This window comes from Pseudomonas sp. 313 (genome assembly GCF_000316965.1).
Lineage (GTDB): Bacteria > Pseudomonadota > Gammaproteobacteria > Pseudomonadales > Pseudomonadaceae > Chryseomonas > Chryseomonas benzopyrenica.
In genome coordinates this window covers 225690-248529 of record NZ_ANBZ01000022.1, presented here as the reverse complement: position 1 = coordinate 248529, position 22840 = coordinate 225690, and the positions used below count along the sequence as shown (strand labels likewise).

Below are 22840 nucleotides of genomic sequence, written 5' to 3'. Positions count from 1 at the left end.
TTCCAGGGCGTCTCTCTTCATGCGCATAGGTCACGGTTTCGACGTTCACGCCTTCGGCGAGGGCGATTTCATCACCCTCGGTGGCATTCGCATTCCCCACCACCACGGCCTGGTCGCCCACTCCGACGGCGACGTGCTGTTGCACGCCCTGGCCGACGCCCTGCTGGGCGCGGCCGCCCTGGGCGACATCGGCAAGCATTTCCCCGATACCGATCCGCGCTTCAAGGGCGCCGACAGCCGGGTGCTTCTGCGTCATGTGGTCGGTCTGGTGCGCGAGCAGGGCTGGCAGGTCGGCAACGTCGACGGCACCATCGCGGCCCAGGCGCCGAAGATGGCGCCGCACATCGAGGCCATGCGCCAGGCTATCGCCGAGGACCTGCAGGTCGAACTGGGCCAGGTCAACGTCAAGGCCACCACCACCGAGCGTCTGGGTTTCGTCGGGCGCGAAGAAGGCATCGCCGTGCACGCCGTGGCCCTGTTGCTGCCGCTATGACCGAAGACCAGCTGCTCGGGCCGCGCGCCCATGGCGAGCCCTGTGGCCAGGCGATCCTCAAGGCCAGCGCCGAGGACTTCCAGGTGGACGAGGTACTGGACATCCCGCTGAGCGGTGATGGCGAGCACCTCTGGCTGTGGGTCGAGAAGCGCGGCCTCAACACCGAGGAGGCCGTGCGCCGCCTCGCCCGTGCCGCTGGCGTGCCCCAGCGGGCGATCAGCTACGCCGGCCTCAAGGATCGCCAGGCCTTGACCCGTCAGTGGTTCAGCCTGCACCTGCCCGGCAAGGCCGATCCGGACCTCGCGGCCGCCTGCGACGAGACGCTGGTGATCCTCCAGCAGGGGCGGCACCGGCGCAAGCTGCAACGCGGCGCCCATGCCGCCAATGGCTTCCGCCTGCGCCTGACCGGGCTCAAGGCTGATGCCGTGGCGCTGGAGGCGCGGTTGCAGGCCATCGCCGCCAAGGGCGTACCCAACTATTTCGGTCCGCAGCGTTTCGGCCATGAGGGCGGCAATCTGGCCGATGCTCAAGCGTGCGCCCGCGACCAGCGCCTGCCCGAGCAGCGCAACCGGCGTTCGCGGACCCTGTCCGCCGCGCGCAGCTGGCTGTTCAATCAGGTGCTGGCCGGTCGTGTCGCCGATGGCTCGTGGCAGCGGGCGCAGGAGGGCGACCTGCTGGCCTTCACCGACAGCCGCAGCCACTTTCCAGCGACCACCGCCGATCTAGAGGATCCGCGCCTGGCGGCGCTCGATCTGCACCCCACCGGCCCCCTGTGGGGCGCCGGCGAGTCACCGGTGCAGGGGCCGGCCGCCGCCCTGGAACAGGCGGTGGCGAAGGCCGCCGGAGAGCTGCCCGCCTGGCTGGCCGGTGCCGGCCTCTCGCATGAACGGCGCATCCTGCGCCTCCCCATCGGCGGCCTGACGTGGCATTATCCCGCTCCTGACATTCTGCAACTCGAATTCGTCCTGCCGGCCGGCTGTTTCGCCACCGCAGTGGTTCGCGAGCTGGTAACGCTTGGCGAGGCAGGGCAGACGGAACATCCATGCGACTTCTGATCGCCAACGACGATGGGGTGCTGGCCCCCGGTATCGCCGCGCTGCATGCCGCGCTCTCCGCTCGTGCGGACTACGAGTGCCAGGTAGTCGCGCCGCTCTATGACATGAGCGGCGTGAGCAGTGCCCTGACACTGGACCGCCCCCTGCATCCGCAGCGCCTGCCCAATGGCTTCCTGGGCGTCAACGGCACGCCTACCGATTGCGTTCACCTCGGCCTCAACGGCCTGCTGGACGAGACGCCGGACATGGTGGTGGCCGGCATCAACCTGGGTGCCAACCTGGGCGACGACGTTCTCTATTCCGGCACCGTGGCCGCAGCCATGGAAGGGCGTTTCCTCGATCGTCCGGCCCTGGCCTTTTCGCTGGTCTCGCGCAGCCCAGACAACATGGCGGTGGCGGCCGAGATCGCGACCCGCATCGTCGCCCTGCACGAGCGCTTCGACCTGCCGCCGCGCACCGTGCTCAACGTCAACATCCCGGATCTGCCGCTCGAGCAGATCAAGGGCCTGCAGCTGACCCGTCTAGGGCACCGTGCCCAGGCCAAGCCGCCGGTGCGCGAGATCAATCCGCGGGGCAAGGCCGGCTACTGGATTTCGGTCTCCGGCGATGCCGTGGATGGCGGACCAGGCACCGATTTCCATGCCGTGCTGGAAGGCTACGTGTCGGTGACGCCGCTGCAGTTCGATCGCACCTTCCGCGAGGGTTTCGCCGGCCTGTCGGCCCTGACGGAGCTGCTGACATGACTCAGGGGCAAGAGCATATGCAAAGACACGGCATCGGCATGACCTCCCAGCGCACCCGGGAGCGGCTCATCCAGCGCCTCTACGAAGAGGGGCTGTCCAACGCCCAGGTGCTGGAGGTGATCCGCCGTACGCCGCGTCATCTGTTCGTCGACGAGGCCCTGGCCCATCGCGCCTACGAAGACACGGCGCTGCCCATCGGCCACAACCAGACCATCTCCCAGCCCTTCATGGTGGCGCGCATGACCGAGCTCCTGCTCGCCGGCGGGCCGCTGGACAAGGTCATGGAGATCGGTACCGGCTCCGGCTACCAGACCGCCATCCTGGCGCAGACAGTGGAGCGGGTGTTTTCCGTGGAGCGGATCCAGTCGCTGCAGGACCGGGCCAAGGAGCGGCTGCTCGAACTCAACCTGCGCAACGTGGTGTTCCGCTGGGGCGATGGCTGGGAGGGCTGGCCGGCGCTGGCGCCCTACAATGGCATCATCGTCACCGCGGCCGCGCGGGAAGTCCCCCAGGCGCTGCTCGACCAGCTGGCACCCGGCGGTCGCCTGGTGATCCCGGTGGGCGTCGACGAGGAGCAGAAGCTCCTGCTGATCGTGCGCGAAGACGACGGCTTCGTCCGCCACGAACTCAACGCCGTCCGTTTCGTGCCCCTGCTCAACGGACCTCTGGCCCAGTGAGCGATAGGGAACGTTACCCCGGTGCCACGCTCCAAGGCTGCCTGGCGGCTTTGGCCGCTTGAGGCCGGCGGGATGGCCGGACGGTAGATGATCAGACTCTGCGGGAGGAACGGGTGAAGGCCCGAGCGCAAGGATTTCCAGGACGAGGGCGATCAGGCTGGCTGGCGACAGTGCTCGTGGCCCTGCTGCTGACGGGTTGTTCGAGCAATGGTTCGCGAGCGCCGGTGGTCGACCGCGGCGATGGTCGCGGCAGCGTGCCCCAGGTCACTTCCGGGCAATATCGCGTCAAGCGCGGTGACACCCTGTTTTCGATCGCTTCCCGCAACGGCTGGGAATGGCGTGCCCTGGCGGCCCAGAATGGTCTCAGTGCGCCCTATGTCATCCATGTCGGCCAGGTCATTCGTTTCGGCAACGGTTCCATCGCCAGTGGTTCCAGTCGCATCATCCGTCGACCGGCCACGGTAGCTTCCGCTCCGGCACCGGGCAGTCCGGTGGCCACCCCGGTACCCATCCCGCCGCCCGTCACCTCCAGTCCCACCGCCGCCACCCCGGTGGTGACCCCGAATCTGCCTACGGCGCCACCGCCGACCCCGGTGACGCCAGCCCAGACGCCGACCCGTGACGTCCCCCAATCGGCCTCCGGTTGGGCCTGGCCGACGAAAGGCACCCTGATCAGTCGCTTCTCCGCCAGCAGCAGTCTAAACAAGGGAATAGACATCGCCGGCCAGGAAGGCCAGCCCGTGATGGCCGCCGCCGATGGCACCGTGGTCTATGCCGGAAACGGTCTGCGGGGTTATGGTGAACTGGTTATCGTCAAACACAGCGAAACCTACGTCAGTGCCTACGGTCACAATCGTAGGTTGCTGGTTCGGGAAGGTGAGCGTGTCAAGATAGGGCAGACGATTGCCGAGATGGGTTCGACCGGGACCGACCGGGTCAAGCTTCATTTCGAGATTCGCCGTCAGGGCAAGCCGGTGGATCCCTTGCAGTTTTTGCCCAATCGCTGATTCGCTAGGCGCCGACTCGATCCCGCAGCTCTTTGGGGGCGAGTCATGGCGCATCGGCAACGTATCGATACGCCCTGGCTCGAAGCACAGACGAGCAAGGGTTACTCAAGATGATCCAGAACAAACAAGAAACCGAGTACGATCTCGGCGACGATGTCCTGCTTCTCGATTCCAATCCCTTCGGTGAGGAATCCACCGAATCCGCCATGACCAAGGCGCTCTCCGGGCGCGGTAACCAGGTCTTGCGCGGCGCCAAGCTGGCCGATTATGGCCGAGCACTAGACGCCACTCAGCTCTATCTCAACGAAATTGGCTTCTCGCCACTGCTGTCACCGGCGGAAGAGGTGCATTTCGCGCGTCTCGCGCAGCGCGGTGATCCCGCCGGTCGCAAGCGCATGATCGAAAGCAACCTGCGCCTGGTGGTCAAGATCGCCCGCCGCTACATCAATCGCGGCCTGTCGCTGCTCGATCTGATCGAGGAAGGCAATCTGGGCCTGATTCGCGCCGTGGAGAAATTCGACCCCGAACGGGGCTTCCGCTTCTCCACCTATGCCACCTGGTGGATCCGGCAGACCATCGAACGGGCGATCATGAACCAGACCCGCACCATTCGCCTGCCGATCCACGTGGTCAAGGAACTCAACCTGCATCTGCGCGCGGCACGCGAACTCACCCAGAAGCTCGACCACGAGCCTTCGCCCGAGGAGATCGCCGCGCTGCTGGAAAAACCGGTGGCGGACGTCAAGCGGGTGATGGGCCTTAACGAGCGGATCAGCTCGGTGGACATGGTGCTCGGTCCCGATTCCGACAAGACCCTGCTCGATACCCTGACCGACGATCGCCCCACCGACCCCTGCGAATTGCTGCAGGATTCGGATCTCAACCAGAGCATCGACCAGTGGCTGCTAGAGCTGCCGGAAAAGCAGCGCGAAGTGGTGGTACGCCGCTTCGGCCTACGGGGTCATGAAGCCTGCACCCTGGAAGAGGTCGGGCAGGAGATCGGACTGACCCGCGAGCGGGTGCGGCAGATCCAGGTCGAGGCACTCAAGCGATTGCGCGAGATCTTCGAGCGCAACGGCCTGTCCAGTGATTCGCTGTTCTGACCAGCCCTAGCTGAATATCAACCAAACGAAGCCCGGATTCATCCGGGCTTTTTTCTGCGTGTTCTTGTAAGCCTCGGCTTACAGGCCGCGTAAGCATGGATCGCTTGAGACTGCCGGAAAGCATCGCTTGATCAGCATGGCTAATCTTCAAGTGATTGCCGCATAACGATTTTTTGTTTCGGGCGGAGCAGCGAAGCGGCCTGAGAGGGCGGCTTGTGGCAGATTGCCATTGCTCGGGAGGAGAGTACTATCGGCTCTGTGTCTGGGACGACACGGATCGGCAGGAAGCGGATCGGGATCACCTCAGGACGAGGTTCACCAGGACGGTGGCAGGATTACAGGGACAGGGACGAAGGGGGCGGAGCGATCCGCCCCCTTTTTTATTGCCTGGAGATTCCAGGCAAGGCCTAGCGTTCGAGCTGGGGGAGCTTGTTGGGCTTGCCATCCCACTCGGCGGCGTCAGGCAGGGCTTCCTTCTTCTCGGTGATGTTCGGCCAGATGTTGGCCAGCTCACTGTTGAGTTCGATGAAGGCTTCCTGGCCGGCCGGTACCTCGTCTTCCGAGAAGATCGCCTGGGCCGGGCATTCGGGTTCGCAAAGGGCGCAGTCGATGCACTCGTCCGGGTGGATCACCAGGAAGTTGGGGCCTTCGTAGAAGCAGTCCACCGGGCAGACTTCCACGCAGTCGGTATATTTGCATTTGATGCAGTTGTCAGTGACGACGAAGGTCATCTGCTCGTTCTCCTCAGGCTAAGGCGGCGGATTCTAGCAGCATTGCCGGAACCCTCGTATCCGTTAACTCAGATACGCTTTTTCCATTCGTAGATAAGCTCCAGGGCCCGTCTGGGTGTGATGTCGTCCGGCTGCAGGCGTTCCAGTTCCTCGATGAGAGGATGGACGGCGCTGGCGAACAGATCGGCCTGCAAGGGGCGGTCCTTGGAAGAGATACTTATCGGCAGTGGCGTACCCACCTCACCGTTGAAACTGGCCGCTTCCAAGCGGGCGAGATGCTCCCGCGCGCGCAGGATGACGTCCTCCGGCACGCCGGCCAGTTGGGCCACGGCCAGGCCATAGCTCTGGCTGGCCGGACCCGGCAGCACATGGTGCAGGAAGACGATGCGGTCGTTGTGCTCGGTGGCGTTGAGGTGGACGTTGGCCACGCTCGGCTGGCCTTCCGGCAGCACGGTCAGCTCGAAGTAATGGGTGGCGAACAGCGTCCAGGCGCGCAGGCGCGCCAGTTGCTCGGCGGCGGCCCAGGCCAGGGACAGGCCGTCGAAGGTACTGGTGCCGCGGCCGACCTCGTCCATCAGCACCAGGCTGTGTTCGCTGGCGTTGTGCAGGATGTTGGCGGTCTCGCTCATCTCCACCATGAAGGTGGAGCGGCCACCGGCCAGGTCGTCGCTAGAGCCGATGCGGGTGAAGATGCGGTCCACCAGGGACAGTTCGCAACTGGCCGCCGGGACGAAGCTGCCGACATGGGCCAGCAGCACGATCAGCGCGGTCTGGCGCATGTATGTGGACTTGCCGCCCATGTTCGGACCGGTGATCACCAGCATGCGGGTGTCGTTGTCGAGGGTGACGTCGTTGGCGACGAAGGGGGTTTCCAGCACCTGCTCCACCACCGGGTGGCGCCCCTGGCCGATCTTCAGGCAGGGCTCCGCGACGAAGCGCGGCTTGTTGAGGTCCAGGTTGAGGGCGCGTTCGGCGAAGTTGGCCAGGACGTCCAGCTCGGCCAGGGCCGCGGCGCTGTCCTGCAGCGGCGCCAGGTGGCCGATGAGTTCGTCCAGTAGCGCCTCGTAGAGGGCCTTTTCCCGCGCCAGGGCGCGACTTTGGGCCGACAGGGCCTTGTCCTCGAAGGCCTTGAGTTCCGGGGTGATGAAGCGCTCGGCGCCCTTGAGGGTCTGGCGGCGGATGTAGTCGGCCGGTGCCGATTCGGCCTGGCGGCTGGGGATCTCGATGAAATAGCCGTGGACGCGGTTGTAGCCGACCTTGAGCCCCTGCAGGCCGGTACGGGCCTTTTCCCGGGCCTCCAGGTCCATGAGGAACTGGCCGGCGTTCTCGCTCAGGGTCTGCAGCTCGTCCAGCTCACTGTCGTAGCCGCGCTTGATGACGCCGCCGTCGCGGATCACCGCCGGCGGGTTGTCGATGATGGCGCGGGCCAGGGTCGCGGCCAGTTCCGGATAGGTCTGGATGCTCTTGGCCAGATCGAGCAGGTGCGGGGCGATCATCTGCGTCAGCCCGTCCTGCAGCGCCGGCAGCGCGGCCAGGGCATCGCGCAGACGGGCGAGGTCACGCGGGCGGGCGTTGCGCAGGCCGATACGAGCAAGGATACGCTCCAGGTCGCCGATGTCCTTGAGCTGCGGCTGCAGCGTCTCGAAGCGATAGCCTTCCAGCAGGCAGGTGATGGCGTCCTGACGCGCCTCGATCACCGCGCGATTGCGCAGCGGGCGATTCAGCCAGCGGGTCAGCAGGCGACTGCCCATGGCGGTCTGGCAGCGGTCCACCACCGATTGCAGGGTGTTGTCGCGACCACCGGCCAGGTTGACGTCCAATTCCAGGTTGCGGCGACTGGCGCCGTCGAGGATGACGGTGTCGTCCAGACGCTCGTGCCTGAGGCTGCGCAGATGGGGCAGGGCGGTGCGCTGGGTTTCCTTGGCGTAAGCCAGCAGGCAGCCGGCGGCGCCGAGGGCCAGGCCCAGCTTGTCGCAACCGAAGCCCTTGAGGTCGCCGGTGCCGAATTGCTGGCAGAGGCTCTTGAGCGCCGAATCGCAGTCGAAATCCCAGGGCGCCCGACGACGCACGCCGCGGCGCTTCTCGGCGGGCAGGCCGACGGGCCAGTCGTCGGGGATCAGCAGCTCGGCGGGATTGAGGCGGTCCAGCTCCGCCAGCAGGGTTTCCCAGCCGGCTAGTTCCTGCACGGTGAAGCGGCCGCTGGCGATGTCCAGCACGGCCAGGCCGAACAGGCGCTCGTCGCCCAGCACGGCGGTCAGCAGGTTGTCGCGGCGCTCGTCGAGCAGCGCCTCGTCGCTGACGGTGCCGGGGGTGATGATGCGTACCACCTGGCGTTCCACCGGGCCCTTGCTGGTGGCCGGGTCGCCGATCTGCTCGCAGATCACCACGGATTCGCCGAGCTTGACCAGCTTGGCCAGGTAGCCCTCGGCGGAATGGAAGGGGATGCCGGCCATGGGGATGGACTTGCCGGCCGAGGCGCCGCGGGCGGTCAGGGTGATGTCGAGCAACTTGGCGGCACGCCGGGCGTCATCATAGAACAGCTCGTAGAAATCGCCCATGCGATAGAACAGCAGCTGTTCGGGGTGCTGATGCTTGATCTTCAGGTACTGCTGCATCATGGGCGTGTGCGCGGAGAGATCGCTCATGCGGGTGTTTCGATCCGGTTGCCTTGGGATAGCCGCGTATTGTCCACCAACTCGTGGCGTTTGTCGGCCCCACTCGGCTCAAGGGAGCGGCATCAGGCCTGCGGCTTTTGCTCGCGGGCGGCCAGCAGCAGATCGATCTGGGTCATGAGCCTTTCCAGGGTGAAGGGCTTGGCCAGCACCTCGACGCCAGGAGCGGGCAGGGGTTCGCCGGGTAGCTCCGCCTCGGCGTAGCCGGTGATCAGCAGGGTCATCAGACCCGGGCGACGTTCCCGGGCCAGGGCGGCGAGCTGGCAGCCGCTCAACCCGCCCGGCAGGCCGACGTCGGCGATCAGCAGATCCAGCGGCGTATCCGATTCCAGCACCTGCAACGCGGTGGCGGCATCGGTCGCCTCCAGGGTGCGGATGCGGTGTTCGCGCAGGGCCTCGTCCACCAGCGTCCGCACCAGGGGTTCGTCGTCCACCACCAGCACCGTCATGCCAGCGGGATAGCGTAACGGCGAGGTACGCATTGTCTCGACCGACGGCGGTGGGATTTCCACCAGGCGTGGCAGATAGAGCGTCACGGTAGTGCCTCGGCCCGGAGCCGAGGCGATATGGGCAACGCCACCGGACTGCCTGGCGAAGCCATAGATCATCGACAGGCCCAGGCCAGTGCCCATGCCCACCGGCTTGGTGGTGAAGAAGGGATCGAAGGCGCGCGCCAGGACCTCGGGCGGCATTCCGGAACCGGTGTCGAGCACCGCCAGGGTCACGTAGTCGCCAGCCGGCAATTCCAGCGCGGTGGCCTGGGCGTCGTTGAGGCGGCGATTGGCGGTGACGATGCGCAGCGTGCCACCCTCGGGCATGGCATCCCGGGCGTTGATGCACAGATTGAGCAGGGCGTTTTCCAGCTGGTGGGGATCGCACAGGGTGAGGTCGAGCGCCTCGGCCAGTTCGATATGGATCTCGACCTGGGGGCCTACCGAGCGGCGGATGAGCTCTTCCATGCCCTGCACCAGGGCGTTGGTCTGGGTGGCCGAGGGATCCAGCGCCTGGCGGCGGGAAAAGGCGAGCAACCGGTGGGTTAGGGCCGCGGCGCGTTCGGCGGCACCCTTGGCGCCGGTGGCATAGCGCTCGAGGTCAGTGAAGCGACCCTGTTCGAGTCTCAGACTGAGCATGTCGAGGCTGCCGATCACGCCGGTCAGCAGATTGTTGAAGTCATGGGCGATGCCCCCGGTCAACTGGCCCACGGCTTCCATCTTCTGGCTCTGGCGCAGCTGTTCCTCGGTCTGGCGCAGGGCTTCCTGTTGCTCGCGGATGGCGGTGACTTCACGCACCGCGGCATAGATGAGGCCGTCCTGCAGCACCGCGTTCCATGACAGCCAGCGATAGCCGCCCGTGCGATGCCGATAGCGATTCTCGAAGCCGAACACCGGCTCACCGCGCGTGAGACGTTCCAGTGCCGCCTCGGTGCGGGCGCGATCCTCGACGTGGACAAAGGCCATGAAGGGCTCGTGGTGCAGCTGCTCGATGCTCCAGCCCAGGGTGCTGGTCCAGGCCGGATTGAGGTCCAGCAACTGGCCGTCCAGGCTTGCCGTGCAGAGCAGATCGGGGCTGGCCTGCCAGATCAGGTCGCGCTGGCGGGTACGCAGCGTCACCTCTTCGCCGAGATTGCCGGCGAAGCGATAGAGGGACTCCAGGCTGCGGCGCTGGGCCGCGCAGACCATCGCCATGATCACGTTGACCAGCACGAAGAGCGCATGGGACACCCAGCGCTCGGAGAACAGTGCGAAATAGGCCGGCGCCTTGACGAACAGGGTCTCGGCCAGCAGCACCGACAGCAGGATGGCACAGAGACCGGGACCCAGGCCGAACCAGAAGGCCGCGGCCATGATGAAGGGGATGAACAGCAGATAGGGCAGGCTGTCGATGCCCAGACTCAACCGGATCCCGGCCGCGATGGCGATCAGCAGGGCGGCGCCCAGATAGCGCCAGGGGGCGGGGGCGTCCCGCGGGACCAGCTTGAGTAGCCGGCCGAGCAGGGTGTGGGTGGCGATGGGCACTAGAGCTAGACCTCGGGACGCTGGTCCGTCACGGTACCGAAAGGGCGCACGACCGAAAGGCGGGCGGACCGGCGGTTCAGGTGCCCTCGTGCCGCTCGAACTCCTCGACGGCGCGCGCCACCTCGGCGTTGTCCGCCGCCGTGCTGCGGGCCTGGCGCTCGAAGGCGGTGGCCAGTTCGTTGACCAGTTGCAGCAGGCGGGGGATGTCGCCGCTGCGCTCGGCATCGGCGGCCTGCTCGCGCACGCGGTTGACGAAGGCTTGGGGATCGTCGAAGGCGGTCATGGGGCGTTCTCCGTTGGGCTGATAATGGTCTGACCACAAATGAGCGCCAAGGCTCACTCGCGGTGCTGCCAGACCTCCGGGTTGACCAGATTCGCCGGCCGGCGACCGTCCAGGGCGGCCAGCAGGTTGTCCACCGCGCAGCGGGCCATGGCCTCGCGCGTCTCCTGGGTCGCCGAGCCCAGGTGTGGCGTCGGTACCACGTTGGGCAGGCGCAGCAAGGGTGAGTCCGGCGCCACGGGTTCGCGATCGAAGACGTCCAGCCCGGCGCCACGCAGGCGGCCTTGCTGCAGGGCGGCGATCAGCGCGGCTTCATCGATCACCGGGCCGCGCGAGACATTGATCAGGATGGCATGGGCTGGCAACCGCGCCAGTTCGGCAGCGCCCAACAGGTGGTGGGTCTCGTCGCTCAGGGGCACGGTGACGCAGAGGAAGTCGCAGCTCGCCAGCAACTCCGGCAGCGCCAGGAAGCGTGCGCCAAAGCGTTCGTCCACCTCCGGCTTGGCGGCGTGGGCGGTGTAGTTGACCTGCATGCCGAAGCCCAGGTGGGCGCGGCGGGCGATGGCCTGGCCAATGCGGCCCATGCCCACCAGGCCCAGGGTCTTGCCATGGACGTCGCAGCCGAAATGGTCCTCGCCCAGACTGGCCTGCCACTGGCCGGCGCGGACCCAGTCGGCCAGCTCGACGATGCGCCGCGCGGTGGCGAGCAGCAGGGCGAAGGCGGCATCGGCGACGCTTTCGGTGAGCACATCCGGGGTGTTGCAGAGCAGGATGCCGCGCCGTTGCAGATAGGGCAGGTCGTAGCTGTCGAAACCCACCGAGACGCTGGCGATGGCTTCCAGCCGGGGCGCCAAATCCAGTAGTTCGGGCGTCAGCTTGAAGCTGGAGCCGAGCAGGCCCTGGGCCTCGGGCAGGCGTTCGCGCAACCGGGCTTCGCCGCCCGGGGCCTTGACGTCGATGTACTCCAGGTCGAAGGCCTCGCTCAATCGCGCGGTCAGCACTGGCGACAGGGCCTTGTAGTGGATCACCTTCTTTTTCATGGATGAGTCTTCCTCTAGTGACTGGTGGCGGGCTTGAGCGCCGCGGCGCGAGCGACCGGTTCCTGGCGCAGGAGCAGGGTGAGGACCACGGCCACCAGCAGGGCGCCGCCCATGAAGCCGAAGGACGCGCCGGGACCGCCGGTCACGCCGTTGAGATAGCCCACCAGGTAGGAGCCGGCAAAGGAGCCCAGGGCGCCCATACTGTTGATCAGCGCCATGGCGCCACCGGCGACGTTGACGGGCAGGATCTCCGGGACGATGGCGAAGAAGGGGCCATAGGGGGCGTACATGCAGGCCCCCGCCACCACCAGCAGCGCATAGGACCACCAGAAGTGGTGAGGGCCGAGGGCGAAGGAGCCGAGGAAGGCCAGCGCGGCGATCAGCAGCGGCGGCCAGACGAACAGCTTGCGATTCTGCATGCGATCCGAGGCCCAGGACACGCCGAGCATGGCCAGCACGGCGGCGAGATAGGGCAGGGAAGACAGCCAGCCGGCCTGGACGATGTCCAGTTGGGCACCCTGGCGCAGGATCGACGGCAGCCAGAGGACGAAGCCATAGACGCCGATGCTCCAGCAGAAGTACTGCAGCGACAGCAGGATGACCTTGGGCGAGCGGAAGGCTTCGGCATAGTTCTTGACCGGCTTCATGCCCTGCTGTTCGGCCTTCAGCGCCTCTTCCAGACGGGCCTTTTCCTCGGCGGCGAGCCAGGTGGCATCCTTGGGCCGCTCGGCGGCCAGGCGCCACCAGATGAAGGCCCAGATCACCGCCGGCAGGCCTTCGATGATGAACATCCAGCGCCAGTCCAGGGCATGGATCAGATAGCCCGAGACCACCGACATCCAGAGAATGGTCACCGGGTTGCCGAGGATCAGGAAGGTATTGGCCCGCGAGCGCTCGCGCTTGGTGAACCAGTGGCAGAGATAGACCAGCATCGCCGGCATCACCGCCGCTTCGACGACGCCGAGCAGGAAGCGGATGGCGATGAGCAAGGTGACGTTGGGCACCATGCCGGTCAGAGTGGCCAGGCCGCCCCAGGCGATTAGGCTCCAGAAGATCAGCCGCTTGACGCTGCGCTTCTCGGCATAGATGGCGCCGGGTACCTGGAAGAAGAAGTAGCCGAGAAAGAACAGCGCACCGAGCAGCGAGGACATCGCCGGGGTGATGCCCAGGTCGTCGGCCATGCCCGAGGCGGCGGCGAAGCCATAGTTGGCCCGGTCGAGGTAGGCCAGGCTGTAGGTGATGAAGACCACTGGCATCAGATACCACCAGCGGCGTGGAGCGAGAGAAGAGGCGTTCATGGGGTCACCTGCTTGATTGTTCTTGTAAAGGTGTAGATCAGGGCAGTTCGTGTCGGTAGGGCAGTCCTTCCATGTCGCCGACCACCTGCACGGCGCGGGCGCCGATCCAGTTGCCGCGGGCGACGGCGGCGGCGACATCGAGGCCATCGAGCAGGCCGCTGACGAATCCGGTAGCGAAGCCATCGCCGGCGCCGACGGTGTCGACCACCTCGGCCACGGCGACGCCGGGCACCTCACCCTCGGCCTCGGGGGTGCGCCAGTAGCCGCCCTCGGGGCCGAGCTTGATGGCCACGGCCTTGGCGCCGCGGTCGAGGTAGAAGGCGGCGATGTCCGCCGGGGTGTCGTAGCCGGTCAGCAGACGGCCCTCGGCCAGGCCGGGCAGCACCCAGTCGGCCAGGGCGGCGAGGTCGTTGAGTTCACGGCGCATCTGGTCTTCGCTGTCCCAGAGGGAAGGCCGCAGATTGGGGTCGAAGGAGATGCTGCGGCCGGCGTCGCGCATGGCCTGCAGCAGGTGGCGGCTGAAGTCGCGGGCGCTGGGCGACAGCGCTGGCGGAATACCTGTGGCATGCAGGTGACGCGCCCGCAGCAGGCTGGGGTCGAAGTCTTCCTCGATGTTGAGGTGGCTGGCCGCCGAGCCGCGGCGGAAGTACTCGACCACCGGATCGCTGCCATCGGTGGCGCGAGACTTGAGCTGGAAGCCGGTGGGGTGCCGCGGATCGACGGTGAGGCGGCGGCAGTCCAGCCCCTCGGCTTCGAGGCTGGTGCGCACGAAGCGGCCAAAGGAGTCATCGCCGACCCGCGACAGCCAGGCGACCTTGAAGCCCAGGCGACTCAGGCCGATGGCCACGTTGTTGTCGGCACCGGCGATGCGCTTGCCGAACTGGCCGACCGTGGCCAGCTCGCCCGGTGTCTCGGCGACGAACATGGTCATGGTTTCGCCAAAGGCGAGGATGTCGATGTCAGCCATGCCGGCGCGCCTCCTGGACCTGGGTATCCAGGGTGTGCAACGCCGCCACCTGGCGACGGGTCTCGGCCAGCAGATCCGCACCCATCAGGGGAAATTCGATGGCCCGTCGCAGGCCGCTGGGGAAGTGCGTCATCAGCCCCTGCCAGGCCAGCAGGTCCGCGGCTTCCGGCGGCACGGCATGCAGGCCACCGGCACGCCGGCGTACCGCCTTGCAATGCAGGTAACGGACGTCCGGGCCGAGCAGGCGGGCGGCCTGCAGCGGGTCTTCGTCCTGCCAGCGCCAGTTGCCGACATCGAAGGTCAGTCCCACCGGCAGCTGCGCTGCCCGCGCCGCCTGGATGAAGGCGCGCAGCGGTTCGATCCGGCCACCCTGGGCGGTCTGGTCGTTTTCCACCAGCAGCTGAGGGCCGGCGTCGGTCAGCAGGGGGGCGAGCGCCGCCAGCTCGGCTGCGGCGCGATAGTGCCCGAGGGACACCTTGAGCGTGTCGGCGCCCAGCAGTCGGGCCTCGGCGAGGGCTTCGGGCAGGCGCGGCGAGAGCGCGGCGTCGGTTTCGGGCCAGAGCTCCAGGGGTACGGAATAGACGCAGCCCAGGCCGGCGGCCCGGATGGCGGCGCCCAGGGCCGCGAAGTCGGGAGCCTCGGTAAAGAGTTCGGCGCGGATCTCCACATGGGAGGCTCCCGCGGCGGCGATCAGATCGAGCCAGGCGGCCTGACCCTGGGCACGGACCCCGTCGGCGCCAAAGGCCGAGGTGGTGATGGCGATCTCCGGTGGCATTGTTGTTCTCCTGAAACCGGTTTCAACAAATGACGGATAAAAATGCGAAAGGTGCCCTCAGGCCCTGGCGCGAGTCGACTGGCGGACGCGCAGCTCCGCGCCGAAGGTCTGCTGGAATGGCGCGCTGCGGTCACCGTCGATGCGTCGCTGCAGGCGCTCGAAGGCGGCTACGCCCAGGGCATGGGTAGGCTGGGCCAGGGCGCTGATGCCACCACCAACCAGGGGAAACCAATCCAGATCATCCAGAGCCAGCAGGCCAAGGCGCTCGAACAGGGGTTCACCCAGGGCCTGCAGGGCCAGGGTCGTCGCCAGGGTCGCTACGCCATTGGCGGTGAGCAGGGCCTTGGAGCCGGGGCCGGGGCTGGCGAGGAAGGCGGCCAGGGCGGCTTGCAGCGCCAGGGCGTTGTCGGCCTCGCCACAGTGTCCGCCACGACAGTCAGCGTGCTCGGCCAGGGCCGCGTCGAAGGCGCCCAGGCGCTGGAGGCGCGAGCTGGTCCCGTCCAGGGGCTCGCTCACCAGCAGCAGGTCGCGATAGCCCTGCTCGCGCAGGTGCGCTACCCCCAGCTCGATAGCTTGGTGGTTGTCGAGGCCGACCAGATCGGCCTCGACGCCCGGCAACTCGCGGTCCAGCAGCACCAGTGGCAGACGGCTGCCCAGGTGCTGCAGGTCGGCGGCATGCTGGCCGAAGGTGTTCACGATAAGGCCTTCGATGCTGTAGGACTGCAGCGCGGCCAGTTGCTGGCGCTCCTGGCGGGCGTCCTGATCGGTGTTGCAGATCAGCAGCGAATAGCCCTGCTGGCGGCAGGCGGTTTCCACGCCGTGCATCACGGCGGTGGAGTAGGGATTGAGCAGGTCGGCCACCAGCATGCCGATCAGGCGACTGCGTCCACGCTTGAGGCCACGGGCCATCTGGTTGGGCTGGAAATCGAGGGCGACCACGGCCTGCTCGATGCGCGTGGCGAGGGCGTCTGACAGCAGGCGACGATCGCCGCTGATATAGCGGGACACGCTGGCCTTGGACACGCCGGCGACGGCGGCCACTTCGGCGATGGTCGCACGGGTGGCGCGCGGACCGGGGATGAAGACATCGTTCATGGCGTACCGCTGTTAGGATTTTGTAGGTGCCTGAAACCGGTTTCAGTAAATCTTTTCTTACGCGGGCCGGCAAGCCGGTCTAAGGTGCAGGCCGACCAGTGGTCGCTGCAGGCGCTCGCTTGCCGCGGTCACCTCTTATGTTCTCTTTCGCACAGGAAGGTCTCGATGGATTCCCTCGATAGTCTCGCCCAGCGGTTGGGCGACGCCCTGCAGGCGGCGGGTGCCCAGGTGACCACCGCCGAATCCTGCACCGGCGGCGGCATCGCCGAGGCGATCACCCGCGTCGCCGGCAGCTCGGCCTGGTTCGAGGCCGGCTTCGTCACCTATTCCAACCGGCAGAAGACCCTGCAGCTGGACGTACCCGAGGCGCTGTTCGAGCAGGTCGGCGCGGTCAGCGAAGAGGTGGTAACGGCCATGGCGCTGGGTGCGCAACAGCGCGCCGGTGCTCGCTTTGCGGTCGCGGTGAGCGGTATCGCCGGGCCGGGTGGCGCGGTGCCGGGCAAGCCGGTCGGCACGGTCTGGCTAGCCTGGCGCGATGGAGAAAATTTGCGCACCGAACGGCAGGTCTTTGCCGGCGATCGCGCCGCGGTCCGCCAGCAGACCCAGGTCCGTGCCCTGCAGGTTTTATTGGCCTTGCTGGCCGAGGAAAAAGGCCCTCGGGTGTAGCAACCAGAGGGCGACTATGGTTTAATACTGTTCACTTATACAGGTATCCACGGCCGTCTGGCCCTTCTTTCTCCGAGAGGAATCTAATGGACGACAACAAAAAGCGTGCCCTGGCCGCGGCCTTGGGACAGATCGAAAAGCAATTCGGCAAGGGCACCGTGATGCGCATGGGCGATCACGAGCGCCAGGCCATTCCAGCGATTTCCACCGGCTCCCTAGGTCTGGACATCGCCCTCGGCATCGGTGGTCTGCCCAAGGGCCGGATCGTCGAAATCTACGGTCCCGAATCCTCGGGTAAGACCACCCTGACCCTGTCGGTCATCGCTCAGGCGCAGAAGCAGGGCGCCACCTGCGCCTTCGTCGACGCCGAGCACGCGCTCGATCCGGACTACGCCGGCAAGCTGGGCGTCAACGTCGACGACCTGCTGGTGTCCCAGCCGGATACCGGCGAACAGGCCCTGGAAATCACCGACATGCTGGTGCGCTCCAACGCGGTCGACGTCATCATCGTCGACTCGGTAGCGGCCCTGGTGCCCAAGGCCGAGATCGAAGGCGAGATGGGTGACATGCACGTGGGTCTGCAGGCGCGTCTGATGTCCCAGGCGCTGCGCAAGATCACCGGCAACATCAAGAACGCCAACTGCCTGGTCATCTTCATCAACCAGATCCGCATGAAGATCGGCGTGATGTTCGGCAACCCCGAGACCACCACCGGCGGTAACGCCCTGAAGTTCTACTCCTCGGTCCGTCTCGACATCCGTCGCATCGGCGCGGTGAAGGAAGGCGACGAGGTGATCGGCAGCGAAACCCGCGTTAAGGTGGTCAAGAACAAGGTGGCCCCGCCGTTCCGCCAGGCCGAGTTCCAGATTCTTTACGGCAAGGGCATCTACCTGAACGGCGAGATCATCGATCTGGGCGTGCAGCTGGGTCTGATCGAGAAGTCGGGTGCCTGGTACAGCTACCAGGGCAGCAAGATCGGCCAGGGCAAGGGCAATGCCGCCAAGTTCCTGGAAGACAATCCCGAGATCAAGGGTGCCGTGGACAAGGCGATTCGCGAGAAGCTGCTGAGTCAGCCGACCAATCAGAAGGCCGAAGTGGCCGCCGAAGAAGACGCTGACATCGATCTGTGATCGGGTGCCACGTTTGACACAACCCCCGCCTCGTGCGGGGGTTTTTGCATAAGGAGGATCACCCTTGGGCAATCCACTGGATACCACCGCTGCCATTCGTTTCGCCGCCATGGATCTGCTGGCCCGTCGCGAACATGGTCGCGAGGAGCTATCGCGCAAACTGCGGCGGCGCGGGGCCGAGGAAAGCCTGCTCGGCCCGGTGCTGGATCGCCTGGTCGAGGATGGCCTGCTCGACGAGAGTCGCTATCTGGAAAGCTACATCGCCAGCCGTGCCCGTTCCGGTTACGGGCCCATGCGCATTCGCGAAGAACTGGGTCAGCGCGGCTTGCAGCGGGATCAGGTGGAAGCCGCACTGCGTGAAGCGGACGTGGACTGGCAGGCGCACCTCGAAGATGTCTGGCGCAGGAAATTCGGTACGCCCCCAGCTGATGCCAAGGAACGCGCCAAGCAGGGTCGCTTCCTGGCCTATCGGGGCTATGCCATGGATGGGATCAACCGGGTGCTGAGTCGGGGGTAGGCAGCCTGTTCTGTTGGCCTTCGCTGTGCTCAGCGCCAACCTGCGGGGCAGTTGGGTAGGTTGGGTTGAGACGGTTTTATCGTCGAAGCCCAACACGGGCTCCAGGGTCTGTTGGGCTTCGCTGTGCTCAGCGCCAACCTACGGGCAACTGGGGTAGGTTGGGTTGAGACGGCTCTATCGTCGAAGCCCAACAGGGACTCCAGGGTCTGGATGCGTTGGGCTTCGCTGCGCTCAGCGCCAATCTACGGGGCAGCTGCGTAGGTTGGGTTGAGACGTCTCTATCGTCGAAGCCCAACAGAGACTCCGAGGTCTGGATGCGTTGGGCTTCGCTGCGCTCAGCGCCAACCTACGGGGCAGTTGGGTAGGTTGGGTTGAGACGGCTCCATCGTCGAAGCCCAACAGGGATTCCAGGGTCTGGATGCGTTGGGCTTCGCTGTGCTCAGCGCCAACCTACGTGGATAACCAATGCTCCGGGCGATTGAGTTCGTCCACCAGTTCGCGCAGGCGGCCGTAGTGGCGGCCATGGAAGTCGAAGGTGAGGCGCGTCAGGTGGGCGAATTCCGCTTCGTCGGCCTGGCCTTCGCCCGGGGCCAGCTGGGTGAAGCCCGGGGTGCGGCAAAGGTCGCCGAAATCCCTGCCCAATTGCTCCAGGCAGGCCGGGGTCACGGCGTGCTTGAGACGGATATGGAGCAGGCCGTCGCGTCGGCGGGTGGAGTGGTAGTTGCCATAGAAGCGCTCGATCTCGGCCGCGGCGGCCTCCGGTGAGCGTACCAGCCGGACCAGCTTGAGATCGGCGGGCAGGATGTAGCCTTCGTCCAGCAGATTGCGCTCTAGATAGGCCAGGGTATCGTCCCAGAAGTGGCCGTCGGGGGTATCCAGCAACACCAGCGGTACCAGCGGGCTCTTGCCGGTCTGGATCAGGGTGAGCACCTCGAAGGTCTCGTCCAGGGTGCCGAAGCCGCCGGGGCAGAGCACCAGGGCGTCCGCCTCCTTGAGGAAGAACAGCTTGCGCACGTAGAAGAAGTGGAAGGACAGCAGGTGATCCGTGCCTTCGATGGTGGGATTGGCGCGCTGTTCGAAGGGCAGGGTGATGTTGAAGCCCAGGCTGGCCTCGGGCCCGGCGCCCTCGTGGGCGGCGCCCATGATGCCGGCGCCGCCGCCGGTGATGACCATCATGTCGCGGCGGGCCAGGGCGCTGCCCAGTTCGCGGGCGAGGGTGTAGAGACCGTGGTCGATGCGGGTCCGCGCCGAGCCGAATACCGTGACCTTGCGCCGCCGGCGAAAGCGCTCCAGGGTACGGAAGGCCTGCTCCAGCTCCTTAAGGGTCTGCAGCATGATCTTGGCGTCCCAGCGCGCCGGATTGGTCTGCGCCATGCGCACCACCGTCACCAGCATTTCGCGATAGAGACCCAGGTTGGGGCTGCCGCCCGGCAGGGCGTGCTCCAGCAATTCGTCGATGCGCTGACCGAGATCGGCGGCGCTGGGCTCCACATGGCGGGCCAGGTAGCTGTCGTCGTTGTCCTCGGTCATGCCGCGACCCTCCGCTTACTTGCCCAGGCCGCAGTCGGCAGCCTGGAAGCGCTCGACCATGACCGGCTTGTTGGTCTGGTATTCGGTGAAGTCATAGACCAGGGTGGCGCCACGGGCCAGCAACTGGCGATAGCCGTTGTTCTGGCAGACGCTCTCGGCGAGCTGCACCCGCACCGTGGCCGGATTCTCGCGCATGCGCGCGGCATGCGCCGGGCGCACGCTGAGGTTGTTGACCAGCTGCTTGCCCTGCACGGTGTAGCCGCGGTCGAGGATGTCCTCGTTGATGGCGCGTGGCGTGCCCTGGCTGCTCTCGGTGGCTACCTTGCGCAGCATCTGGTTGAGCTCGTGGTCCTTGAGCGACTCGGCCGCCTGGACGGTGAAGGGCAGGGCGAGGGTCAGGGCGAGCAAAGCAAAACGAGGCATCGTGTTCTCCAGCGTAGAGGAGCCCGTTTCGACCGTGGTCGCGGGCGGGGGTTCGCAAGGCGTCTACGCAGGGTAACCTGCCTGGCCGCCGCGGGCATCCCGATCGCTCTGGTAAACTGCGCTTTTACCCGCGAGCCCGGCATGACCCCGATCAGCGATACCCCTCTGCATGCCGTGGCCCGTCTGCGCCAGGAGCGCCTGGCGCGCAGCATCAAGCCCTTCATCGCCCGGGGCTCGCGCATGGCGCGCTGCCCGAATTGCCGCCTGGCCCCCAGTCATTGCCTCTGCGACCTGCGCCCCCTGCGCCAGACCCACGCCGGCATGTGCCTGCTGATGCACGATGTCGAGCCGCTCAAACCGAGCAACACCGGTTGGCTGATCGCCGACGTGGTGGCCGATACCCACGCCTTCGGCTGGAGTCGCACGACGGTGGACCCGGGGCTGCCGGAGCTGCTGGCGCAGCCAGAATGGCAACCGCTGCTGGTGTTTCCTGGCGAATACACGGCCCCCGAGCGGGTGGTCGAGACCCTGCCGCTGGCACCCGGCCAGCGACCGCTGTTCGTCTTGCTGGATGCCACCTGGACCGAAGCGCGCAAGATGTTTCGCAAGAGTCCCTACCTGGACCGCCTGCCGGTGTTGAGTTTCCAGCCCACTGCTCTGTCGCGCTATCGCCTGCGGCGCTCCACCCGCGGCGAGCACCTCTGCACCGCCGAGGTCGCCGCCCTGTGCCTGGAACTGGCTGGCGAGGCGCCGGCCGGGCGGCTGCTGGAGGCCTATCTGGACGTGTTCAGCGAGCGCTACCTGGACGCCAAGCATCATCTGCCGCTGGCGGCGGACAGCCCAGCCAGTAGGCAACTGAAGGCCCTGCGGGATTAGTTGACCGGCTTGATCTCCACCGGCGCCTGGCGCGGCCAGAGCTGGGCGGCCAGCATGCCGGCGAACATCAGCATGCAGCCGAGGTAGCCACGACCGCTGAGGGCCTCGCCCAGCAGCCAGGCGCCGAAGAAGGCGGCGAATACCGCCTCCAGGGAAAAGATCACCGCCGCATGGGAGGCGATGGCGCCGCGCTGGGCGAACACCTGCAGGGTGTAGCCGATGCCGGCAGCGATCACGCCGCCATAGAGCAACTCGGGTAGGGCGAGGACGATCCCGGTCGACTGGATCGGCTCGAAGGCCAACGCCAACGCCAGGCTGAGGATCGTGCAGACCCCGAACTGCAGGATCGATAGCACCGTGGCGTCGTGACGACTGGAATAGTGTCCCACCAGCAGCACATGGACGCCCCAGGCCAGGGCGCCGGCCAGTTGCAGCAGATCGCCGGACGCCACTTGGAAGTTGTCGCCGATGCTCAGCAACCCCATGCCCACCACCGCCAGACTGGCGCCGATCCAGGTGCCCAGATGGCTGCGCTGGCCGAGCAGCAGTCCCAGCAGCGGCACCACGATGACATAGAGACCGGTGATGAAGCCGGAGTTGGTCACGCTGGTGAACAGCAGGCCGACCTGCTGCAGATTGATCCCCAGGGTCAGCACCAGGCCCATCAACAGGCCGCCCTTGAAGGTGTCGCGGGTCAGGCGCCGCTGGCGGCCATGGCGGCGCAGGTACAGCAGCAGCGGAAGAAGGGTGAGGGCACCCAGGGCGAATCTCAGGCCGGTATAGAGAAAGGGGCCGATGTGCTCCATGCCGCCGGTCTGGGCGATGAAGGCGCTGCCCCAGATGAGGGCGGTGAGCAGCATGAGCAGATCGGCACGCAGGGCGGCGCTGGGCATGGGCGTCTCTTGGGCAAAACGGCAACTGTGCCGCAAACCGCCGGGTCTTGCCTACCGTCCGCGGTCCGCCCGGCCTTGCTCCCGTCCGCGCCGTTGGGCATGCTTGCACGCAGCCCGGGCGCCAGGTACCTGGTCGATGCGGGCGCTCACGAAAACAAGGAAAGCTACACCATGGCGGCTGCCTACCAGATACTGATCGCCGACGATCATCCGCTGTTTCGCAGCGCCCTGCAGCAGGCCCTGACCCTCGGCCTGGGCGCCCAGGCACGGCTCACCGAGGTGGCCGACATCGCCGAGCTCCAGGCCTGCCTGGCCGAACGCACCGACTGGGATCTGGTCCTGCTCGACCTCAACATGCCCGGGGCCTATGGCTTTTCCGGATTGGTCCTCCTGCGTGGCCAGTATCCCCAGGTGCCGGTGGTAATGATCTCGGCCCAGGAAGAACCGGCGGTGGTGCAACGCGCCCGGGAATTCGGCGCCAGTGGCTTCATTCCCAAGTCCAGCGATCTGAGTACCCTGCAGCAGGCGGTCAGTCAGGTACTGGACGGTGATACCTGGTGGCCGCCGCAGGTGGAAGGTGCCGCCGCCCTGAGCGAGGAGGCCAAGGCCGCCAGTGCCGGACTCGCCAGTCTCACCCCCCAGCAATTCCGGGTGCTGACCATGCTCTGCGAAGGGCTGCTCAACAAGCAGATCGCCTTCGAGCTCAATGTCTCCGAGGCCACGGTCAAGGCCCATGCCACGGCCATCTTCCGCAAGCTCGGTGTCCGCACCCGCACCCAGGCGGCCCTGCTGCTGCAACAGCTGGAGAGCACCTCCAGCTGACTCAGGCGCTCTCGGCGCCTGAACCGGGCGCG

At 66.5% G+C, this 22840-nt stretch carries 23 protein-coding genes; 11 read left to right on the top strand and 12 right to left on the bottom strand.

Annotation, left to right across the window (positions count from 1 at the left end):
* Window positions 1-19 precede the first annotated feature (19 nt).
* From ispF to rpoS, 6 genes are all read left to right on the top strand, one after another.
* The gene (gene ispF / locus C722_RS0102755) at window positions 20-493 is read left to right on the top strand and encodes a 2-C-methyl-D-erythritol 2,4-cyclodiphosphate synthase (protein WP_017639034.1); all 474 of its coding nucleotides are present in this window, start codon (window positions 20-22) and stop codon (window positions 491-493) included.
* Window positions 490-1548, top strand: a complete 1059-nt coding sequence (gene truD / locus C722_RS0102750; protein ID WP_017639033.1) for a tRNA pseudouridine(13) synthase TruD — start codon at window positions 490-492, stop codon at window positions 1546-1548. The genes ispF and truD overlap by 4 nt, the downstream gene beginning before the upstream one ends.
* The gene (gene surE / locus C722_RS0102745) at window positions 1536-2291 is read left to right on the top strand and encodes a 5'/3'-nucleotidase SurE (RefSeq protein WP_017639032.1); all 756 of its coding nucleotides are present in this window, start codon (window positions 1536-1538) and stop codon (window positions 2289-2291) included. The genes truD and surE overlap by 13 nt, the downstream gene beginning before the upstream one ends.
* A gap of 38 nt (window positions 2292-2329) precedes the next feature.
* On the top strand, window positions 2330-2968 hold the full coding sequence (locus tag C722_RS0102740; protein WP_160923793.1) for a protein-L-isoaspartate(D-aspartate) O-methyltransferase: 639 nt from the start codon (window positions 2330-2332) through the stop codon (window positions 2966-2968).
* Between the two features lie 170 nt (window positions 2969-3138).
* Window positions 3139-3975, top strand: coding sequence for a peptidoglycan DD-metalloendopeptidase family protein (locus C722_RS0102735; RefSeq protein ID WP_017639030.1), 837 nt, complete (start codon window positions 3139-3141; stop codon window positions 3973-3975).
* 110 nt (window positions 3976-4085) lie between these two features.
* Window positions 4086-5078 carry an RNA polymerase sigma factor RpoS gene (gene rpoS, locus C722_RS0102730; RefSeq protein ID WP_017639029.1) on the top strand — a complete coding sequence of 331 codons (993 nt, stop codon included), beginning with the start codon at window positions 4086-4088 and terminating at the stop codon, window positions 5076-5078.
* Window positions 5079-5485: 407 nt separating this feature from the next.
* Here the strand turns inward: rpoS and fdxA are convergent, their stop codons facing one another.
* The 9 genes from fdxA to C722_RS0102685 all read right to left on the bottom strand — a co-directional run bounded on the left by fdxA (window position 5486) and on the right by C722_RS0102685 (window position 15951).
* Complete coding sequence (fdxA, locus tag C722_RS0102725; RefSeq protein ID WP_017639028.1) at window positions 5486-5809, bottom strand: ferredoxin FdxA; 324 nt, start codon at window positions 5807-5809, stop codon at window positions 5486-5488.
* A 68-nt stretch (window positions 5810-5877) separates the two neighbouring features.
* Window positions 5878-8454, bottom strand: a complete 2577-nt coding sequence (gene mutS / locus C722_RS0102720; protein WP_017639027.1) for a DNA mismatch repair protein MutS — start codon at window positions 8452-8454, stop codon at window positions 5878-5880.
* 92 nt (window positions 8455-8546) lie between these two features.
* Window positions 8547-10496, bottom strand: a complete 1950-nt coding sequence (locus C722_RS0102715) for an ATP-binding protein (protein WP_017639026.1) — start codon at window positions 10494-10496, stop codon at window positions 8547-8549.
* Window positions 10497-10572: 76 nt separating this feature from the next.
* Window positions 10573-10779, bottom strand: coding sequence for a hypothetical protein (locus C722_RS0102710; protein ID WP_007159388.1), 207 nt, complete (start codon window positions 10777-10779; stop codon window positions 10573-10575).
* A gap of 53 nt (window positions 10780-10832) precedes the next feature.
* Window positions 10833-11816 carry a bifunctional glyoxylate/hydroxypyruvate reductase B gene (locus tag C722_RS0102705; protein WP_017639025.1) on the bottom strand — a complete coding sequence of 328 codons (984 nt, stop codon included), beginning with the start codon at window positions 11814-11816 and terminating at the stop codon, window positions 10833-10835.
* A gap of 14 nt (window positions 11817-11830) precedes the next feature.
* A complete protein-coding gene (locus C722_RS0102700; RefSeq protein WP_026083602.1) occupies window positions 11831-13114 on the bottom strand; it encodes an MFS transporter in 1284 nt (427 codons plus the stop codon).
* A 37-nt stretch (window positions 13115-13151) separates the two neighbouring features.
* A complete protein-coding gene (locus tag C722_RS0102695; protein ID WP_017639023.1) occupies window positions 13152-14081 on the bottom strand; it encodes a sugar kinase in 930 nt (309 codons plus the stop codon).
* On the bottom strand, window positions 14074-14856 hold the full coding sequence (locus tag C722_RS0102690) for a sugar phosphate isomerase/epimerase (RefSeq protein WP_017639022.1): 783 nt from the start codon (window positions 14854-14856) through the stop codon (window positions 14074-14076). Before C722_RS0102690 ends, C722_RS0102695 begins: the two co-directional genes overlap by 8 nt.
* A gap of 57 nt (window positions 14857-14913) precedes the next feature.
* Entirely contained in the window at window positions 14914-15951 is a 1038-nt protein-coding gene (locus C722_RS0102685; protein WP_017639021.1) for a LacI family DNA-binding transcriptional regulator, read from the bottom strand.
* A gap of 165 nt (window positions 15952-16116) precedes the next feature.
* Here C722_RS0102685 and C722_RS0102680 point away from each other — a divergent pair, with 165 nt between their 5' ends.
* The 3 genes from C722_RS0102680 to recX all read left to right on the top strand — a co-directional run bounded on the left by C722_RS0102680 (window position 16117) and on the right by recX (window position 18264).
* Entirely contained in the window at window positions 16117-16617 is a 501-nt protein-coding gene (locus C722_RS0102680; protein ID WP_017639020.1) for a CinA family protein, read from the top strand.
* A gap of 86 nt (window positions 16618-16703) precedes the next feature.
* Window positions 16704-17747 (top strand): recombinase RecA, encoded by a 1044-nt coding sequence (gene recA, locus C722_RS0102675; protein ID WP_017639019.1) that lies wholly within the window; start codon window positions 16704-16706, stop codon window positions 17745-17747.
* Window positions 17748-17811: 64 nt separating this feature from the next.
* On the top strand, window positions 17812-18264 hold the full coding sequence (gene recX / locus C722_RS0102670; protein ID WP_017639018.1) for a recombination regulator RecX: 453 nt from the start codon (window positions 17812-17814) through the stop codon (window positions 18262-18264).
* Between the two features lie 450 nt (window positions 18265-18714).
* Here the strand turns inward: recX and C722_RS0102665 are convergent, their stop codons facing one another.
* Together C722_RS0102665 and C722_RS0102660 are read right to left on the bottom strand one after the other, a co-directional pair.
* Window positions 18715-19794 (bottom strand): TIGR00730 family Rossman fold protein, encoded by a 1080-nt coding sequence (locus C722_RS0102665; RefSeq protein WP_017639017.1) that lies wholly within the window; start codon window positions 19792-19794, stop codon window positions 18715-18717.
* A 15-nt stretch (window positions 19795-19809) separates the two neighbouring features.
* Window positions 19810-20217 (bottom strand): quorum-sensing-regulated virulence factor family protein, encoded by a 408-nt coding sequence (locus C722_RS0102660; protein ID WP_017639016.1) that lies wholly within the window; start codon window positions 20215-20217, stop codon window positions 19810-19812.
* A gap of 141 nt (window positions 20218-20358) precedes the next feature.
* On the opposite strand from C722_RS0102660, the gene C722_RS0102655 reads away from it, so the two are divergent.
* The gene (locus tag C722_RS0102655; RefSeq protein WP_017639015.1) at window positions 20359-21093 is read left to right on the top strand and encodes a tRNA-uridine aminocarboxypropyltransferase; all 735 of its coding nucleotides are present in this window, start codon (window positions 20359-20361) and stop codon (window positions 21091-21093) included.
* Here C722_RS0102655 and C722_RS0102650 read toward each other — a convergent pair.
* Window positions 21090-21986, bottom strand: a complete 897-nt coding sequence (locus tag C722_RS0102650; protein ID WP_017639014.1) for a DMT family transporter — start codon at window positions 21984-21986, stop codon at window positions 21090-21092. The two genes, C722_RS0102655 and C722_RS0102650, sit on opposite strands and share 4 nt — an antisense overlap.
* Window positions 21987-22157: 171 nt before the next feature.
* Here C722_RS0102650 and erdR point away from each other — a divergent pair, with 171 nt between their 5' ends.
* Window positions 22158-22808 carry a response regulator transcription factor ErdR gene (gene erdR / locus C722_RS0102645; protein ID WP_017639013.1) on the top strand — a complete coding sequence of 217 codons (651 nt, stop codon included), beginning with the start codon at window positions 22158-22160 and terminating at the stop codon, window positions 22806-22808.
* Window positions 22809-22840: the final 32 nt, after the last annotated feature.